The 17,860-nt window shown below is 53.3% G+C and carries 13 protein-coding genes; 9 read left to right on the top strand and 4 right to left on the bottom strand.

Going from position 1 to position 17,860, the window contains the following annotated elements; all coding sequences use genetic code 11:
* Nucleotides 1–2 precede the first annotated feature (2 nt).
* Nucleotides 3–854, bottom strand: coding sequence for an ATP-binding cassette domain-containing protein (locus Q2J39_RS00195; RefSeq protein ID WP_288338708.1), 852 nt, complete (start codon nt 852–854; stop codon nt 3–5).
* Complete coding sequence (locus tag Q2J39_RS00190) at nt 851–1,231, bottom strand: GntR family transcriptional regulator (protein ID WP_230267139.1); 381 nt, start codon at nt 1,229–1,231, stop codon at nt 851–853. The genes Q2J39_RS00195 and Q2J39_RS00190 overlap by 4 nt, the downstream gene beginning before the upstream one ends.
* A gap of 342 nt (nt 1,232–1,573) precedes the next feature.
* On the opposite strand from Q2J39_RS00190, the gene Q2J39_RS00185 reads away from it, so the two are divergent.
* Together Q2J39_RS00185 and Q2J39_RS00180 are read left to right on the top strand one after the other, a co-directional pair.
* The gene (locus Q2J39_RS00185) at nt 1,574–3,973 is read left to right on the top strand and encodes an HAD-IC family P-type ATPase (RefSeq protein ID WP_288338707.1); all 2,400 of its coding nucleotides are present in this window, start codon (nt 1,574–1,576) and stop codon (nt 3,971–3,973) included.
* 302 nt (nt 3,974–4,275) lie between these two features.
* The gene (locus tag Q2J39_RS00180; protein WP_288820371.1) at nt 4,276–4,803 is read left to right on the top strand and encodes a transposase; all 528 of its coding nucleotides are present in this window, start codon (nt 4,276–4,278) and stop codon (nt 4,801–4,803) included.
* Between the two features lie 156 nt (nt 4,804–4,959).
* On the opposite strand, the gene Q2J39_RS00175 is transcribed toward Q2J39_RS00180, so the two are convergent.
* Nucleotides 4,960–5,445: a peptidylprolyl isomerase gene (locus Q2J39_RS00175; RefSeq protein ID WP_230267142.1), complete on the bottom strand. Its 486-nt coding sequence runs from the start codon at nt 5,443–5,445 to the stop codon at nt 4,960–4,962.
* 215 nt (nt 5,446–5,660) lie between these two features.
* Here Q2J39_RS00175 and Q2J39_RS00170 point away from each other — a divergent pair, with 215 nt between their 5' ends.
* From Q2J39_RS00170 to Q2J39_RS00160, 3 genes are all read left to right on the top strand, one after another.
* Nucleotides 5,661–7,034 (top strand): LD-carboxypeptidase, encoded by a 1,374-nt coding sequence (locus tag Q2J39_RS00170; protein WP_288338705.1) that lies wholly within the window; start codon nt 5,661–5,663, stop codon nt 7,032–7,034.
* A 166-nt stretch (nt 7,035–7,200) separates the two neighbouring features.
* Nucleotides 7,201–8,058: a hypothetical protein gene (locus Q2J39_RS00165; protein WP_230267144.1), complete on the top strand. Its 858-nt coding sequence runs from the start codon at nt 7,201–7,203 to the stop codon at nt 8,056–8,058.
* Complete coding sequence (locus Q2J39_RS00160) at nt 8,055–10,040, top strand: ATP-dependent DNA helicase RecG (RefSeq protein ID WP_288338704.1); 1,986 nt, start codon at nt 8,055–8,057, stop codon at nt 10,038–10,040. Before Q2J39_RS00165 ends, Q2J39_RS00160 begins: the two co-directional genes overlap by 4 nt.
* Before the next feature lie 173 nt (nt 10,041–10,213).
* Here the strand turns inward: Q2J39_RS00160 and Q2J39_RS00155 are convergent, their stop codons facing one another.
* Nucleotides 10,214–10,621, bottom strand: a complete 408-nt coding sequence (locus tag Q2J39_RS00155) for an HIT family protein (RefSeq protein WP_230267146.1) — start codon at nt 10,619–10,621, stop codon at nt 10,214–10,216.
* Nucleotides 10,622–11,112: 491 nt separating this feature from the next.
* Here Q2J39_RS00155 and Q2J39_RS10760 point away from each other — a divergent pair, with 491 nt between their 5' ends.
* The 4 genes from Q2J39_RS10760 to Q2J39_RS00130 all read left to right on the top strand — a co-directional run bounded on the left by Q2J39_RS10760 (nt 11,113) and on the right by Q2J39_RS00130 (nt 17,856).
* Nucleotides 11,113–13,518 (top strand): D-alanine--D-alanine ligase, encoded by a 2,406-nt coding sequence (locus tag Q2J39_RS10760; RefSeq protein ID WP_353887452.1) that lies wholly within the window; start codon nt 11,113–11,115, stop codon nt 13,516–13,518.
* A 5-nt stretch (nt 13,519–13,523) separates the two neighbouring features.
* Nucleotides 13,524–14,834, top strand: coding sequence for an alanine racemase (alr, locus tag Q2J39_RS00140; RefSeq protein WP_288338702.1), 1,311 nt, complete (start codon nt 13,524–13,526; stop codon nt 14,832–14,834).
* Between the two features lie 295 nt (nt 14,835–15,129).
* Nucleotides 15,130–16,155, top strand: coding sequence for an acyltransferase (locus Q2J39_RS00135; RefSeq protein ID WP_288338700.1), 1,026 nt, complete (start codon nt 15,130–15,132; stop codon nt 16,153–16,155).
* Between the two features lie 3 nt (nt 16,156–16,158).
* Nucleotides 16,159–17,856 (top strand): NAD(P)/FAD-dependent oxidoreductase, encoded by a 1,698-nt coding sequence (locus Q2J39_RS00130; protein WP_288338699.1) that lies wholly within the window; start codon nt 16,159–16,161, stop codon nt 17,854–17,856.
* Nucleotides 17,857–17,860 lie beyond the last annotated feature (4 nt).

Below are 17,860 nucleotides of genomic sequence, written 5' to 3'. Positions count from 1 at the left end.
AATTATTCCTTTCTTCCATCGGCCGCGATCAGCAGCAAATCGTCAATGCTACCTTTGGCCGCGGGATACTGCGGATAGTTGTCCTGATAAAACTGTCGATCGCTCACAAGCACGCGAACGGTATTTCCAAATGGGGCATGGGCGAAGACTGCGCTCTTGTCGAGGGCCTCATACTGCGCTTGATCCAGAGTGAGTATGCCCCATTCTTCCTGAAGCTCGTCGACGTTTTCGTGCAGGCACAGGCGGCCGTCGTGAATCATCCACAGATCGTCGCAGAGCGTTTCGAGATCGGAAGCAATATGCGAGCTGATCAGAATGGAGCGGCCGTCTTCCATCATGTACTCCTGCAGCAGGCCAAAAATTTCCTGTCGGGCTGCGATATCGAGGCCTGCAGTCGGCTCATCGAGAAGCAGAAAGCGGGGATGGTGGCTGAGGGCGGCGATGACTTTGCTCATGGCGCGCATGCCGTTGGAAAACGCGGAAAGCGGCTTGTGTTCGGGCAGACGCATTTTCGAGATCAGCACCTTCCAGTACGGCCAATCAAACGTGGGATAGTACGCGGCCAGAATGCGGGCAATGTCGCTCAGACAGAGCGTTTCGGGAAAGCCGCTGTCCGCAAGCACGACGCCGATCTGCTGCTTTACGGAAACCGGAAGCGTTCCGGTGTTTGGATCGAGCAGGGAGATTGTTCCCTGTTCGGGCTTTTTCAGACCGAGAAGCAGGCGGAAGAGAGTCGTTTTGCCGGACCCGTTCAGGCCGACCAGAGCGGTCATGGATCCTTCTTTTAAATAGAAATCGTCGATCTGCAGCGTGAACGACGGAAAACGGCAGAGCGCATTTTGAATCTGAATCATGAGAGGTCTCCTTCCAGAAGCAGATGAACGATTTCGAGAATCTGTTCTTTGGAAAAATTCATTCGCAAAGCTTTTTGAATGGCGGCTTCAAAGGCGTCTTCTACCTGCTTCTGCATTTCTTCCTGGATCACGTTTCCCGAGATTTTCTCGACGAACGTGCCTTTGCCCTGAACCGTTTTGACAAAGCCTTCCGTTTCGAGAAGGTCGTACGCCTTTTTCACGGTCAGCGCGGAGATGTGGTATTCGCGGGCGATGGCCCGAATGGAAGGAAGCAGTTCGAGCGGTGCTAATTTCTGCTCCTTGATCTGCAGACGGATCTGATCGGCGATCTGTTCGTAGATCGGCGTCATGGAAGAGGGAAGTATTTGCAAAAGCATAAGCCGTGTCCTTTCCGGAATCCCTGTCCGGTCTGGATTCCTTGCGTAAACAGTATAGAACAGTTAAACAGTTGAAGAAAACACAATATAACAGCACAAACACATTTTCGAGTACAAACACATTTTCGAGACGTTCGAGTCGGCGCTCTCGGCCCTCAGCTCCTTTCTGCGTTTTGGGAGAAAGGGGCTTGTCCTTTCTGCTGGAGGCAAAAGCAGAATCAGACATCTTCTTTGCTACATATTCCGGAATCTTGCAGGGCGGTAAGAGAAGTACCCCAGACATTAAGGAAATGTTCAGACGTCGTTTTTGATCGGTTTCGATTCCTTTTCTACAATACGGGTATGACGCCACTCAAATACGATTCGCCAACTTCCCTTACTCAAGGTCTGTCTGCCGCGCAGGCATCTAAGGCCAAACCGAACACGATGGAAAACCGCCATCAGGAAAGTACGGGCGAACTGATGCTTTCTCAGTTTTTTACCTTTTTTAATATCGTCAACTACATTCTCGCGGGCCTGATTATTCTGACGGGCAGCTATCGCAACCTGCTGTTCATGGTTGTGGTGATTTCCAATACGCTGATCGGTCTGATTCAGAAAATCCGCTCGCGCCGCACGCTCAATAAGCTCGCGCTCATTCATCAACAGACGTATTCCGTTTTGCGCGATGGGAAATGGGAGCCGCTTCCGGTGGATCAGATCGTGCAGAACGATATCCTCCGCCTTTCGAGCGGCGCGCAGATTCCGTGCGACTGCCGCATTCTCGAAGGGTTCTGCCAGGTGAACGAATCGCTGCTCACCGGCGAATCCGACGCGCTCGATCGAAGCGCCGGTCAGGATTTGTACGGCGGCTGCTTCCTGGTCAGCGGCAGCGTGCTTGTGCAGGCTATCGCGGTCGGCGACGATCAGTACATGGCCTCGATTTTGCACGATGCGCGCAAGGATAAGGAAAGAGTGTCCCAGCTGCAGGAAATGCTGGATATGCTGATCAAGTTCTGCACGCTCATGCTCGTTCCTGCCGGCGTTCTTCTCTTTCTCAAACTGTTTTTCTACACCCGGCTGCCGCTCAATTCGGCCATTCTGAATACGTGCGCGTCGGTCATCGGCATGATTCCGGAAGGGCTGATGATTTTAACGTCGACCGCTCTGGCGGCGGCTTCGGTCAAGATGGCCAGACAGGCCGTGCTCATTCACGATCTGTATTCGGTCGAAAGTCTGGCGCGCGTCGATACGCTCTGCCTCGATAAAACCGGAACGATTACCAGCGGCAACATGCACGTGCAGGCGTTTCTTCCTCAGGGAGAGGAAACGCAGGAACAGCTGAAACAGGATCTGGCGGATCTGTTTGGATCGCTTGGCGATGACAATGTGACGGCCAAGGCGCTGCGGACGGCTTTGCAGGACTGGCATTCCCGCCAGAAAGCGGCCCGGACGTTTCCGTTTTCGTCCACAGCCAAATGTTCCGGCGCTGTCTTTGGCGATCAGACGTACCTGATTGGCGCCTACACCTTTCTGTTTGCTCATCCCGATCCGGCCGTGCTCGATCAGATCGAAGACTATGCCGCCAGAGGGCTGCGCGTTCTCGCCTTTGCCAAAGGACCCGAACTGTCTGCTCTAAAAAAAGGGGACTATACCCTTTGCGGTCTGATTTTAATCGAAGACGAACTTCGCCCGGATGCCCCGCAGATTCTCGATTACTTCCGTACGCAGGATGTGTCGATTAAAGTCATTTCCGGCGACATGGCGCAGACCGTGCAGGCGATTGCCGGCCGGGCTGGCGTAAAGGGAAAGGCGATCGACATGCAAAACGTCTCAGACGATCAGATTGAAGACGTGGTCTCTGCTTATTCGATTTTCGGCCGCGTCAGTCCGGTGCAGAAAAAATTGATGGTCGAAGCCTTGCAGAAGCAGGGGCATACCGTCGGCATGACGGGCGATGGCGTCAATGACGTCATGGCGCTCAAGCAGGCGGACTGTTCCATCGCCATGGGCAGCGGCGCGCAGGCCGCGCTGGCGGTTTCTTCCTTTGTGCTGCTCAACAACCAGTTTTCGGTTTTGCCGCGCATCGTGCTCGAAGGCCGTCGCGTCGTCAATAACATTCAGCGCACGGCGTCGCTGTTTCTGGTCAAGACGATTTTCTCCTTTATTCTGTGCGTGCTGACGGTGCTGTGGATGCGTTCCTATCCGTTCATCCCGATTCAGCTGACGCTCGTTTCCTCTTTAGGCACAGGCATTCCGGCGTTCATTCTTACTTTTGAAAACGATACGAAACGCATACAGGGCAACTTCCTGGTCAGCGTGCTTTCGCGCGCCACGCCCGGCGCGCTGAGCGTCTGCCTGTCGATTGCGACGGCCTACATTTTATATGTCACGCAATGGATTCCTATGGATCAGGCGGCGTACCAGACGATCTGCACCATTCTCGCTTCGGTCAACGCGATCGGCGTTCTTTACTGGATCTGCCGTCCGCTTTCGCTCGTGCGTCTGCTGGTGATTACGCTGTGTGCAGCCGGCTATGCTGGGGTCATGGTTTTCGTGCCGTCTCTGTTTTCGCTGGCCGTACTGAATCCGATGCAGCTGATTGCGGCCGGCGCCATCGCCCTTGGCGAGCTGTTTGTGCTTTCGCTTTTGCAGAAAGCCGACTGGCACCATCTGTACGCCCGGTTTCTGCCTTCCTTTCTGAAGGAAGAAAAGCAGATTCTGGCCCGGGAATACGCGTGTGAAGAAGACAGGGATTGCTAAACAGAAAACGCACTGAAGACAGGCCAATTATGAATTGCCATTGTAACAAAAGCCTCTCTTCTTCCCTCTATAAGACAGAATTTGTATAAGGTTGACGTTAAGGAAGGCTGGTTTCTTTTTTTTCTATCACAACAAATGATTTGAAATCGGGAGAAAAACAATCCGCCTGATTCAGTTTCACTGTGTAATGGATCTGGAAATATTTATCCCAGAAATTAACTGGATCACCAGAAATGTAAAAATAGAGACGTCCATAATGGTAATTAACAGCACCAAAACTGTTAACTTGTATTTCACCATTTATGTACATCTCTATTTCACTACGAACAGTGGCCAATGGCGTAATTATCGAAATCGATACTGAAAAAATCGAAAAAGAAGAGAAATACGACGGATATTATTGCGTTGCTACTGCCCTGGAGTGGGAAGAATCCGAAATTCTCAAGGTATGTTCGCAGCGCTGGAAAATTGAAGACTGCTTTCGAATTATGAAGACGTATTTCGATGCACACCCTGTGTATCTTCAAAAAGACGAGAGAGTTAAAGTCCGCTTCCTGATCTGTTACATGGTATTAATGGTTTTTCGAATTCTAGAGAAGAAGCTGGATAATAAATTTACCTGTTGCAAAATCATATCTTCATTACGATCATTCAACTATTACGACCTGTCTGGCCAAGGATACAGTTATGCGTATGAACCAACAGAACTCATTCGAAGCCTGGCTGAATTAATCTCATTAGACCTGAACAAAACTTTCCTCACCACCAGACAAATGAAGAAAGTTATACGAGAAAGCAAAAACAAAAAGTGCAGCTACAAATCGGCATAAAACTGAAAGGCGGTATCGACTTTAGATAAAGTAGATACCGCCTTTTTATCCCAAAGAACTGGCAAAGACCGGACTGTATCCAATAGGGAAAGGCTACGTGAATTAAAATATTCGCTACCGCCTCTATTTATATGTATTGTCGTTCCTATGTGTCAGCTAGTCAGTGACGCGGATGGACTGAATGACCTGATCTTCGACGGGTTTGTCGAGGAAATCGGTGCGGGTCATGGCGACTTTGTTTACGCCTTCCATGCCTTCGGTTACTTTACCGAACGCCGCATACTGTCCATCGAGATGCGGAGCATCGGCGTGCATGATGAAGAACTGGCTACCGGCCGAGTCTGGACTGGCGGCACGGGCCATGGAGAGAACGCCGCGGGTGTGCTTGATGTCGTTTTGCGGGAAACCGTTGGCTTTGAATTCGCCGTGAATGGAATAGCCGGGGCCGCCGGTTCCGTTGCCTTTCGGGTCGCCGCCCTGAATCATGAAGCCCGGAATGACGCGGTGGAAAATCAGGCCGTCATAAAAGCCTTCGTTGGCGAGCTTTTCGAAGTTTTCGACGGTTTTCGGCGCTTTGTCCGGATAGAGCTCGCCCTTGATGATGTCGCCATTTTTCATGGTGATGGTAAAGTGTTTTGCCATAAGTACCTCCCAAGCCTTCGGCTGTGTCGGTTTTATTTTATACGGAAAATCGTTCAGGAGAAGAACGAGCCGCTTTTCCTTTTAAAAGAAAAAGAAAGTCCTGTCCTGCGCGGAGTACCGGTCAAATGGATGAGACTGAGATGCGTTTTGGCAGGCTTTGACGGATCGTTTACAATATTAGGATAAAAGCCGCGCGCTGCGGCAAGGAGGCCCTTATGACTGAAAATCGAGTACTGCTTTGCGCCCTGAGCGATCCCATAAATAATCCCCAGTTTTCGCAAAGCTTTGTGCGGGCGCTGCAGGATGCTGGCATCGAAGCCGAACTGGCCCGTTCGGCCATGGAGCCTCTTTCGGCGCAGGAAAAAGCGGAAGAGTTTAATCAGGCGCTGCGCTCCATGCGCTATTCCTGGATTTTTGATCTTTCCGGCGGGAATCTCGCCAATACCGTACTGCCCTGGCTGGATTACGACGCCTATCGTAAATCGGATGCCTACTATGCCGCATTTTCGGACGGTACCTGCATCGTCAACGCCCTGTCGACGTGCGCGCATAAAAAAGCGCTGCTCTTTGGGCTGTGGCAGCAGGAAAACATGAAGCAGGCGGTGGACATTATTGAAAGCGGCCGGGCCAGCTTTGATCTGATGGAGCTCAGTCAGGATTATTTCCCGCGCCACGCGCGCATTTACGGAGGCAACATGCGCTGCCTGCTCAAGCTGGCGGGAACCGGAAGAATGCCCGCTCTGGAAGATTCCTATCTGCTTCTCGAATCGTCTTCCGCGGATTTGTACAGCTTCGAATCGATGTGTGCGCAGATGGCGCAGACCGGACTGTTCACCGATTTGCGCGGCGTCATTTTCGGCCGCTTTAACCGTCTGGAAAAACAGTTTGAAAATACGGAAGACGCCTGGAAGGCAATGGGTGAAATTCTTCAGGCGTACTGCGATCAGCCGATTTCCTTTTTTGGAGCGCCGAGTTTAGGCCATCTGCCCAACGGGCAAGGCATCTGGATCAGCGCCGGCTGGAAAGAAGAGCCGGCCAGAGCAGAAGAGGCTTCTCTCGAAGAACGCTCTGAAGACGAGACGACGGAGGCAGAAACCGCATCTGAAGGCATGATGGAGCAAGCTGAGCCGGCAGGCGAAGACACGCCGGCAGAAAAACAGCCGCAGACAAGTGAGAGCGCCCAGCCGATTGAAACCGTTTCTTCGATCGAAGAGATCGAGACCGTTGAAGAACTTCCCAAAGAACGTATGGATTCGGAAGAAGAAAGTTCGGAAGAAGAAAGTTCGGAAGAAGAAAGTATGGAAAAGACACAGACGCGTCTTGAGCAGCAGGCGAAAGAAAGCGCGGATCGTCTTTCCCCGGATCGCCCGCGCAAATCCAGCCGCTTTGGCACGTTCCTGCGCAGTTTCTTTGCCGCTCGCCCTGTACAAGAAGAGCCCGAAGAAATCGAACCGGAAAAAGGGGAATGGGAAGAGATCAGCGCCGAACAGGCCAGCGAACGCGTGACATCTGACCAGGATGCGGAGCCGCTACAGGCAGAGGAAGCTGAACCTGCAGAGCCGGAAAACACAGATTCGAAGATCGACTGAAATTCGGACGGAATTGAAAATATAGCGACTGGCGAAAACGTCCTGCGATTCAAATCCCGTAAAACCCAGGGAGCGCATTCCCGTTTTCCAAAACGGCATGGCCAGATCTGCAGCCAGAGATTTGGTCGTCTTGCAGGGGTTACCGAAAGAGACAGGAGGAGTATTTATGAAACATTCTTTTCCAAATTCACAATTTAAATCGTCCGGGAAAAAAGGACTGCCTTCTGTTTCTTTTCGTACGCTGATCGGCCCGATTGTGGCGCTGTCCGCCCTCTCGCTTATTTATGGGCTGGCCTATACCCAGCTTTTTCTGGGTACGCTTGCACTTTCCGGGATGATGGCGACGCTGCTGCGAATTCTTCTGCTTACGGGATATGGCATCGGTCTGTATGGCGTATGCGTCTGGATCTGGGGGAAAAAAGAAGGCGCATATTCCGGGCGAAGTCTTGGCCGGGCCGGACTCGGTTCGCTTTTTGTGGCGTGGCTCGTTTCGTTTGTTCTGGAACCGCTCAGCTATGCCGCTTCGCCGATCGTGGAAGGCTTCGGCAACGTCCTGGGCATTCTGGCCATCTTCTTTGTGCTGCCTGGCTTGATCGTCTTTTTTCAGGCGGTGTATACGGGAGCAAAAAGCTGGAGCGATCTGTTTTCGACGATGGCAACGCTGTTTCAGAAGGCGCCTGCGAAACGGATCAGCGTCTGGCTGGCCCTGTTTCTGCTTCTGTGGCTTGCCGATCTGTTTTTAGGCGGACCGCTCTGCACCGTATCGACCGGGGCGTTCGCCCGTCTGTTTGCGACGCTCGTTTCGCTTGGCGAGCCGGGCTGCTCGCTCCTGCTTCTTCTCTTTGCCCAGAACGGATCTCTGCCCCCGGCTTTATGGATCGGCTATGGTGTGCAGTTTGTCGCGGTGGTGATTTTGTCGGCGTACGTTCTGGCGTGGCAGGGAAAACTGAGCGAGTCAGACACTGGAGCGGATAGTTCGAAAAACGGGAAACCGCGGTGTTCGCGCAAAGGGGATCGCAAATGAGTACGGGTCTGGAGCTGCTCCGGCTCAGTCCGACGCAGAAAAGCTTTCTGGAGCGAAAGAAGATCGGCAGTCTGGAAGAACTTTTACAGACGTATCCGATTCGCTATATCCCGATTCTGCCCATCGAACAGTGGCAGGAAGGAGAAGAAGTTCTGTTTTGCGGCGAGGTTTTGCGCAGTGAAAATCCGCATATGACCGGCATGAAAAAGGGCGTTGTCCGCTTTTTCGTTTCGGCCTGGGGACAGCAAATCGATGTCTCCGTTTTTTTTCAGGGCTACTATCCCCAGTTTCCGCCCGGCAAGACGATTACCGTCTGCGGCACGTGGACCAGAGAGCATAAAGTGCGGGCGACGTGGACCAGCTTTCAAAGTCTGGAAGAGGGCCTGCAGCTGTATCCTGTCTATTCGCTTCCCGTAAAAACGCGGCGCGATACGATGATCCGGCTGATGAAAAAGGCTTTGCCGTATGCGGATCAGATTGACGACCGCATCCCGCAGCGTCTGCGCGAAAAGTACCGTCTGCCGTCCTTAAAACGGGCGCTGGCCATGGTGCACCGGCCAAAAGATGAAGCCGAGCTGGCGCAGGGCGTACGGGCTTTGAAGTACGAAGAATTTCTGTGCTTTCACGCGGCCAGACTGGCCCAGGCCGAACGGCCGAAAAAAACGGGCCGCATTTTTGATCATTCGCTCATACAGGAAAAAATCGACGCCCTGCCTTTTGTTCTCAGCAAAGATCAGAGCACCGTTCTAAACGAAATTCTTTCGGATCTGGGACGGGACCGGGTCATGTACCGTCTGGTGCAGGGCGATGTCGGCTGCGGAAAAACCGTGGTTGCCGCGCTCAGCCTGTACGCATGTGCGCTTTCCGGCAAGCAGGCGGCGCTGCTGGCGCCGACGGAACTGCTTGCCCGCCAGCATCTGTCCACCCTGCAGTCGATGGGCATTGAAGCCGGACTGTACTGCGGCTCTCTGAAAGTCCGGGAAAAGAAAAAGATTCTCAAGGATCTGAAAGACGGGAAAATTTCCGTCGTGGTCGGCACGCACGCGCTCTTTCAGGAAGGGGTCGAATTTGAATCCCTGGGTCTTGTCATTGCGGATGAGCAGCATCGCTTCGGCGTCCGGCAGCGCCGGGCTCTTATCGAAAAAGGCGTCGAAGCCGACGTGCTTCTGTTAAGCGCGACGCCGATTCCGCGTACCGCGGCCCACTTTTTGTACGGCGATATCGATCTTTCGACAATTAAGACCAAGCCGCCCGGCCGCAAGCCGGTGCTCACACGCGCCTTTTACAGTTCATCCATGAAACCGGTACTTGGCCGTATTCTGGAAGGCATCGAAAAGGAAGGCCGGCAGGTTTACGTGGTGACGCCGGCTGTCGAAGACTGCGGAGAAATGGATCTGCACAGCGCAGAGTCGATTTACGAAGGCATGTCTTCGGTTCTGAAAGACCGCTGCACGATCGGTCTGCTTCATGGAAAGATGAAAGCCGAACAGAAAGAAGGCGTCATGGCTGCCTTTGCGGCCGGCGAAATTCAGATTCTTGTCTCCACGACAGTTATTGAAGTCGGCATCGACGTGTCCAACGCGACGATGATGGTCATTTACGATGCGCATCGCTTCGGCCTTTCCACTTTGCATCAGCTGCGCGGCCGCTGCGCGAGAGGCACGCTGCAGGGGGAATGTTATCTGCTGAGTTCGTCCAAAACGCCGCAGGCCAGAGAACGGCTTTCCGCTCTGGAGCGCATCGATGACGGGTTCGAACTGGCCAGACTCGATCTGCAGCTGCGCGGTCCGGGCGACTTGTTAGGAACCCGCCAGTCGGGACTGCCGGCGTTCATTCTGGGCGATGCCAGCACGGATCTGAAAATGATGGAAATCTGCGCGCGCGATGCGCAGGAAATTCTCGATCATCCTGAAGATATGCAAAATCACAACATGCTTCGCGCGATCGAAAAAGCCAACGCGAAAAGCGCCTATCTCGACTGATCCAGACAAGACCGCTTCAAGCCAGACAAAAAGATGCCGTGATCCAGCGCCTGTCCTGCAAGGGCAGGAAAGCCGGATCGCGGCACCTTTTCTGATTTTTCAATAAAGCGAGACTTCAAAATAAGTGAAGTCAAAATAAAGTCTGTAAGCGAAGTCTGGACTGCAGGCGAACCTTAAAAGGAAAGCTTTTCGACGAGTGCTTCAAAATCCGGCTTTTCCAGTTCGCCCTGCGAAATGGACAGAACGTCCTTTTCGGGGCTGCCGGCATAGCGCGGAACGACATGCACGTGGAAATGGTCGATCGTCTGACCGGCGGCTTCGCGGCAGTTGGCGAAAATGTTGACGCCGTCGGCACCGAGAACTTCGATCTGACGGTTGCCGACCTGACGGGCAACGGAAAAGACTTTGGCGAGCAGCGCATCGTCGGCTTCGAGAAGCGAGGGCACATGCGTTTTGGGGATGACGAGGGCGTGGCCGAGAGCAGCCGGATTGATGTCAAGAATCACGCGGACATCTTCATCCTCATATAAAGTAGAAGAGGGGATCTCTCCTTGAGAAATGGAACAGAACAGGCAATCCATAAACGAGACAAAGCTCCTTTCCTGACCGCGAAAACGTGCGGCATATCACTGAACAAGTGAAAAGCCAGGCTAAGGGGAGGCCTGACTCTTCATAAGGGGACTAACTGTATGAATATCGCGGATATTCGATACATAACGACAAAGCCGTGGGCAGCTCTGCCGTTCAAATTGTAGCACATTGGCCCACTGTTCAAACCAGAAATGTATGATTCCCCCATCACAAACGGTTCAGAAACCGTGTTTTGCCCGCCGCGGTGGGGGCCAAAGCCCTCGGGAAACCCGTTTCCCACACAGCAAATCCCATAAAATATGAATGTAGTACAGAAAGGAAACCGTTTCGTGAAAAATGAGGATCCTGCCTGGAGAACGGGCTCATCCCGGGAGTATGGGATGCAGTTCCTGTACGATGGGTAAGCGGTTTTTCGTGTGTACGGCTGTATTTTTGCCGGATGGCGGAACGGTTGCTATAATTTCAGACGAGGATTTTTACCATGATCAATATGACATTTTCCCAGGCTGCCTCGCTTTGCGGCGGCCGTTTATTCCATACAGACGGGACAGCTTCCTTCACCGGCGCCGCATCGGATTCGCGTGCCGTAAAGGAAGGCATGCTTTTTGTGCCGCTGATCGGCGCCCGCAGCGACGGCCATGCGTTTGCCAAAGACGTGAAAAAGGCCGGCGCAGCCGGAATGCTGTGGAAAAAAGGCCATCCTGGAAAGCCCGAAGATCTGCCGCTCATTGAGGTGGATGATGTCGTCGAAGCCTTTGGAAAAATTGCCCGCGGCTGGCTGATGGAAGTCGATCCGATGGTGGTCGGCGTAACCGGAAGCAACGGAAAAACTTCGACCAAGGATTTCTGCGCCTCCCTTTTTGGAACGACGAAGAAAACATGGAAAACGCAGGGCAACCGCAATACGGAAATCGGTCTGCCGCTGACGATCTGTGAAACGCCGATCGATACGGAAGTGCTGATTCTGGAAATGGGCATGGAAAACAAAGGCGAAATCGCCTATTTGTGCACCATCGCGCCGCTCGATATCGCAATTATCGCGTCCATTGGTTCGGCCCATATGGAAAATCTGGGCTCCATTGAAAACATCGCCGCGGCCAAATGCGAAATCCTGAGTTCGCTCAAACCGTTTGGTACGCTGGTCTATAACGCCGCTTCGCCTGAACTCGTTAAAGTCCTCGCCGATCAGCCGCTCGATCCGACCTGGCAGCTGGTCGCCTTTGGAGAGGGCACAGACTTTGCGCCTGAAAATCTGCAGATGACCCGGCACGGCTTTTCCTTTACGCTGCCAAGCCTTGGCAGCGATACCTATGTCGTTCGCTGTGCCAATCCGGTTCAGGCGGACAACGCGACAGCCGCCCTTCTGGCGGCAAGAGCCGGCGAGATTCGAAAGGATCTCTGGTCCAAGGCTATTGAAGAAACTGAGCTGACGCCTATGCGCGGACAGATTCGTCCGTTCGGACAGGCTTCGCTCTTTGACGATACGTATAAATCCAACCCGGAATCCGCAAGAGCCGCGCTCGATGCGCTGATGCAGATTCCCGCCAAAGTCCACGTCGCCGTACTGAGCGACATGCTCGATCTGGGCAGTACGGAGCAGGAACTCCACCGCCAGATCGGCGAATACGCAAGCCAGCTGGGCGTGGACCGGCTTTACACCTGGGGTCCGCTTTCCAAAGCCGTACACGACGGCTTTGACGGATACAAGGTTCATTTTGAAAACAAGATCGACATGATCCGGGCTGTTCGCAAACTGGATCAGCTTGATGCGGCCATTCTGGTCAAAGGCAGCCGAAGCATGCACATGGAAGATGTAATTCAGGGCTGTCTGGAAGGAGAAAACATGAAAAAGATTCGTCTTGGCATTCTTTTTGGAGGACAGAGCAGTGAGTACTCCGTTTCTCTTCATTCCGCGGCTTCCTTTTTGCGCTCTCTGAATACAGAACGTTATGAAACGACGCTGATCGGCATTTCCCGCGACGGAAAGTTTTATCGCTACCTGGGCGACGCGTCCGCCATCGAACACGATGAATGGATGGCGCAGGCCCGTCCAATCGCCTGGGTAAACAAAGGCATTTATGACTTTGAGACGAAGGAGACGATCGATCTCGATGTCTGCTTCCCAGTTCTCCACGGCAAAAATGGAGAAGACGGCGCCATCGCCGGCATGCTGCAGATGTTTGATCTGCCCTGCGTCGGCTGCGACATTCTGGGCGCTGCCATCTGCATGGACAAGGAAGTCATGCACCGCCTGTGCGATCAGGCCGGCATTCCGGCTGCAGAATACATCTGCATTAACGAACGCGATCCGCTGCCTTCCTTTGACGAAGTGCGTGCACAGATCGAACTGCCGTGGATCATTAAGCCGTGCAACGCCGGCAGCTCCTATGGCGTAGCGTTCGTGGAAAACGAAGACCAGTACGAAAAGGCAGTAAAAGACGCCTTCAAATACGACGGCCGCGGCAAGATTCTCGTGGAAAAAGCCATTCAGGGCTTTGAAATCGGCTGCGCGGTCATGGGCGATCAGACGCTGTTCGCCGGCGAGATCGATGAAATCGAAATGAAGAGCAAAGTCTTCGATTTCGAAGGCAAGTACGCTATGAAAGATTCCGCCATTTACTGCCCGGCCCGCATTTCGCACGAAAAAGCCGAACAGGCCAGAGAGCTTGCGAAAAAAGTGTTCCGTACCCTGTGCTGCCGCGATATGGCGCGCGTGGATATGTTTATTGAAGACACGGGCCGCATTCTGCTCAATGAAGTCAACACCATTCCTGGATTCACCGATACCAGCCGCTATCCGACCATGATGGCCAAAGCCGGACGTCCTTTCACTCAGCTGATCGATGAACTTGTCGATCTGGCGATGGTAAAGAAGCGCGAGGCATAAGGGGCATGAACGAATTCAACCAGACTCTGAATCCAAACGCGGAAACTGCCGCTCCCGATGTACAAGGAAATCCGGAAAACGAAACGCCGGCGTTTGAAGATGCGCGCGCGATCGCCTATGTGAACCATTTTGACTCGCAGGCGTATACAGACATGATCGCGCCGCTGCGCACCTGGGCGGAAATCCGTCTCGATCAGATTGGTCATAACATGGAAGAAGTCCGCCGTCTGTGCGGCAAGACCGACATCATCGGCATTCTCAAAGCCGACGCCTATGGCCATGGCGCCGTTGCCTGCGGTAAGGCGCTGCAGCGAGCGGGCGTGGAGTTTTTCGCCGTCGCCTGCATTGACGAAGCCATTGAACTGCGCAAAGCCGGCATCAGCGATCCAATCCTGATTCTTGGCTATACGCCCAATTCCCGCTTTGACGAACTGATCGAATACGATCTGATTCAGTCCGCGCTCTCCAAGGATTTCGCGCACGCGCTTTCCGACTACGGACAGGCGCACGGCACGAAAATGCGCGTACACGTCAAAGCCGATACGGGCATGAACCGCACCGGCCTGCTTTACGAAGCCAATGCCCGGCACTTTAACGACTTCGTAGAAGTCTTTGAACTACCCGGTCTGCAGATTGAAGGCATTTTCTCGCATTTTCCCGTCAGCGATGATCTCGCCTTCGACAGCCGCGAGTTTACCCGTTCGCAGATGAAGCTGTTTGACGAACTGATTTTCCGCCTGCAGGAAAAAGGGTACGATACCGGCGCCAGGCACATTCAGAACTCCTATGGCATTCTCAACTACATGGATGCCGGCTACGACTACTGCCGCCCGGGTCTGCTGTACATGGGCATTACCAGCGATGACGAAGTGCCGATTGCTTCGCAGCCGGACTTTGTTCCGATTCTTTCGCTGAAGACGAAAGTGTCCATGGTCAAGACGATCCCGGATCAGGCGACCGTTTCCTACGGCCGTCACTACACGGCGCACGGTCCGCGTCAGATCGCGTCGCTGGCCATCGGCTACGCGGACGGTCTGTCGAGAGCCTGTTCGAACAAGGGCCTGATGGTGTCCATTCGCGGGCATCTCGTTCCGATTGTCGGCAACATCTGCATGGACCAGTGCATGGTCGATATCACCGGATTTGACGACATCGAAGCCGGCGATACAGCGGTACTGATCGGCCAGGACGGGGATAACGTGCTCAAGGTCGATGAAATCAGCCGCAAGGCCGGAACGATCAACAACGAAACGCTTTCCATTCTGACCCGCCGCGTCAAGCGCATCTACTTCGACGAAGACGGAAACCTCGCGTAAAAAGTTAAAAAGAATGGAATGGAATCCAGACTGCACGAAAGAATACTGTATTGAATCCAGACAACAGACCGCCGCTGCGGAAAACGATTCGGTTTCCCGCTTGCGGCGGCTTTTGTGCTTTGATTCGCTTTTCTGCTAAACTGTAAACGGTTTTGGCTTCTTTTTTGCCAGACTGAAAACTCTACGTGAAAAACGCATCGCTTTTCGGACGCGATTACATCCCAATACACACCTATACAGCCGCAGCCTGCCGATTTGACGCCAGGACTTCCGGCTTTGAAAGGAGAGGTCTGTCTTGAAATCAAAACGCGAATATCCGGCGATTGATATCGCAAAATATATTGGCGCTCTGCTGGTGGTCGCTATTCATACGTTCCCGTTTGCGGACATCTCAGAGTCTTTCAACCTGTTTTTTATCGCCACGATCTGCCGCCTGGCAGTCCCGATGTTTTTTGTCTGCAGCAGCTTTTTTCTCTTTCAGAAAATCGATCGTACCCCCGGTCATGAAGGGCAGAACCGTCAGGCGCTGATGCATACGCTCAAGCGTCTGGGCATTCTCTATCTCATCTGGACGGTCATTTATTTGCCGTATACGATCTGGAACTACGCGTCCGTCGGCTTTTCCTTCTCGGCCCTGCTTGGCTGGATCCGAGACTTCTTTTTAAACGGTTCCTATTATCATCTGTGGTTTTTGCCGGCGCTGATGCTTGGACTGGCCATTGTGTACTGGCTCTACACGCGCAAGGGCATGCGGGATACCCTCATGATCTGTCTGGCGCTCTATCTGTTTGGCTGGCTGGTCAACTGCTTTGGCCCCATGTGGGAAGGCCTGCCGGTTGTCTCGGTCATTTATGGATTTATCCTGAAGCTTCTCGGTACGGTACGCGATGGTATCTTCTTTGCGCCGATCTTTGTCCTGATCGGACTGGGCGCTTCGAAGCTGCGCCGCATGCGGCTGCAGGCGAGTGCGACAGGCTTTGCGATCTCGTTTGTATGCCTGATACTGGAAGTAACCCTCTATGCCTGGATGGGCGTTCTGACAGATAAAAGCTGCATGTACCTGACGCTGGTACCGGCGATGTATTTTCTGATGCAGATGCTCATCGGCTATCGCCTTCCGTCCAAGCCGGTGTATAAGACGATGCGCAAGGAAGCGACCGGCATTTACGTCAGCCACATTCTGTTTGCCCGCATTCTTCTGCTGCTGATGCCCAATGTGCATCTGGCGGTTTACCTGGGCACGCTGGCCTGCTCGCAGGGTCTGGCGACGCTGATCGTAAGAGGACAGAAAAAGGCAGAGTGGCTGAAATGGCTGGTTTAAATTATGATTAGAATTCATCAGGTAAAATGTGAGGATCCAAAAGAAATTGAATCCCGGCTTCTGAAAAAACTGAATATGCCAAAAAAGGATCTTTTGAGCTGGTCCGTACATCGCAAAAGCGTGGACGCCAGAGGACAGAGGGTCCTTTTTTCCTTTGTGATCGATGCCGAAGTGCGGCACGAAAAGAAATACCTCAAAAACCGCGATGTGACGATCGCACCCGACGAAACGTTCCGTTTTGAAGCGACGGGTACTGAGCCGCTGGCCGGACGGCCGGTCGTTGCGGGCTTTGGGCCGGCGGGTCTCTTCGCAGCGCTGCTTCTGGCGCAGTACGGGTACAAGCCGATTATTATTGAACGCGGCGCGCCGATTGAAGAGCGGCAGAAGGATGTCGAACGCTTCTGGAAAGAAGGCGTTCTCGATCCGGAAAGCAACGTGCAGTTTGGCATGGGCGGCGCCGGCGCCTTTTCCGACGGCAAGCTGACGACCCGCTCCAAGGATCTGCGCACGCGAAAAATCTTTGACGAACTCGTCCGCTTGGGCGCAAACAAAAATATCCTGTACGAGCAGCATCCCCATGTCGGTACCGACGGCTTTGTTTCGATTTTAAAAAACGCCCGGGCGGAAATTGAATCGCTGGGCGGAACGTTCCTGTTCCATACCCGGCTGGCCGGCCTTGGCCTGGAAACATCGGGGCCGGATGGTCACGATAACCTGCAGTCCATTACCCTGAAGGGATCCGGTATTGAAAACGCCCGCGCAATTTTAAAGGAGAAGGGTCTGGAGAATCTGATTGTGTCTTCGGATTTGAACGACTCGAACGAAAAAGAGGACTTCCTGCAGATTCGCTGCATGGCGCTGATTGCGGCGATCGGCCATTCGGCTGGCGATACGCTGCGGATGCTGGCGAAAAGCCATGTGCAGATGGAAAACAAGCCGTTTGCGATCGGCGTGCGCATCGAACACGATCAGAAATTTATTGATCAGGCCATGCTGAAAGATCACGCGACGGATCCGCTGCTCATTCCGGCCCGCTATCAGGTAACCGCCAAAACTTCGACGGGAAAAGGCGTCTACAGCTTCTGCATGTGTCCGGGCGGCTACGTAATTGCGGCATCGAGCACGCCGGAAACGGTTGTTGTCAACGGAATGAGCTATCATGATCGAGGCGGCAAAAATGCCAACGCGGCTCTTCTTGTACAAGTCGATGAAACCGACACCGGATCGGATCTGTTCGCCGGTCTCGACTATCAGGAACAGCTCGAAAAGGCGGCCTGGAAACTGTCGAACAGCTACCGGGCGCCGGTTCAGCTCGCTTCCGATTTTGTACAGGGAAACGTCTCGGACCATTTTGCAGGCGTGCTGCCCACGTATCCCTTAGGGACCGTGTTTACGGATTTTCAGACGCTGCTTCCGGCACCGATCGCTTCCTCTTTAAAAGAAGCGCTGCTGTCCTTTGAAGAAAAAATTCCGGGATTTCTGGACGGTGCACTGTTAACGGGTGTGGAAACCCGTTCAAGCAGTGCCATTCGCGTATTCCGGGATAAGGAAAGCCTGCTTTCAAGCGTATACGGTCTGTATCCCTGCGGGGAAGGCGCCGGCTATTCCGGCGGCATTATGACCTCCGCGCTCGATGGTCTGCGCTGTGCCATGGCCCTGATGGAGCGTTTTGACAATTCTTCAAAATCCCCTATACAATGAGAAA

It is taken from the genome of uncultured Allobaculum sp. (assembly GCF_948576815.1).
Taxonomy (GTDB): domain Bacteria; phylum Bacillota_I; class Bacilli_A; order Erysipelotrichales; family Erysipelotrichaceae; genus Allobaculum; species Allobaculum fili.
Note: the sequence above shows the minus strand (reverse complement) of the source record. Positions and strands in the feature narration are given on the sequence as shown.

Coding starts and splice junctions, on each gene's coding strand:
- Q2J39_RS00195 (WP_288338708.1), bottom strand. CDS start 854: ATGATTCAGATTCAAAATGCGCTCTGCCGTTTTCCGTCGTTCACGCTG.
- Q2J39_RS00190 (WP_230267139.1), bottom strand. CDS start 1,231: ATGCTTTTGCAAATACTTCCCTCTTCCATGACGCCGATCTACGAACAG.
- Q2J39_RS00185 (WP_288338707.1), top strand. CDS start 1,574: ATGACGCCACTCAAATACGATTCGCCAACTTCCCTTACTCAAGGTCTG.
- Q2J39_RS00180 (WP_288820371.1), top strand. CDS start 4,276: ATGTACATCTCTATTTCACTACGAACAGTGGCCAATGGCGTAATTATC.
- Q2J39_RS00175 (WP_230267142.1), bottom strand. CDS start 5,445: ATGGCAAAACACTTTACCATCACCATGAAAAATGGCGACATCATCAAG.
- Q2J39_RS00170 (WP_288338705.1), top strand. CDS start 5,661: ATGACTGAAAATCGAGTACTGCTTTGCGCCCTGAGCGATCCCATAAAT.
- Q2J39_RS00165 (WP_230267144.1), top strand. CDS start 7,201: ATGAAACATTCTTTTCCAAATTCACAATTTAAATCGTCCGGGAAAAAA.
- Q2J39_RS00160 (WP_288338704.1), top strand. CDS start 8,055: ATGAGTACGGGTCTGGAGCTGCTCCGGCTCAGTCCGACGCAGAAAAGC.
- Q2J39_RS00155 (WP_230267146.1), bottom strand. CDS start 10,621: ATGGATTGCCTGTTCTGTTCCATTTCTCAAGGAGAGATCCCCTCTTCT.
- Q2J39_RS10760 (WP_353887452.1), top strand. CDS start 11,113: ATGATCAATATGACATTTTCCCAGGCTGCCTCGCTTTGCGGCGGCCGT.
- alr (WP_288338702.1), top strand. CDS start 13,524: ATGAACGAATTCAACCAGACTCTGAATCCAAACGCGGAAACTGCCGCT.
- Q2J39_RS00130 (WP_288338699.1), top strand. CDS start 16,159: ATGATTAGAATTCATCAGGTAAAATGTGAGGATCCAAAAGAAATTGAA.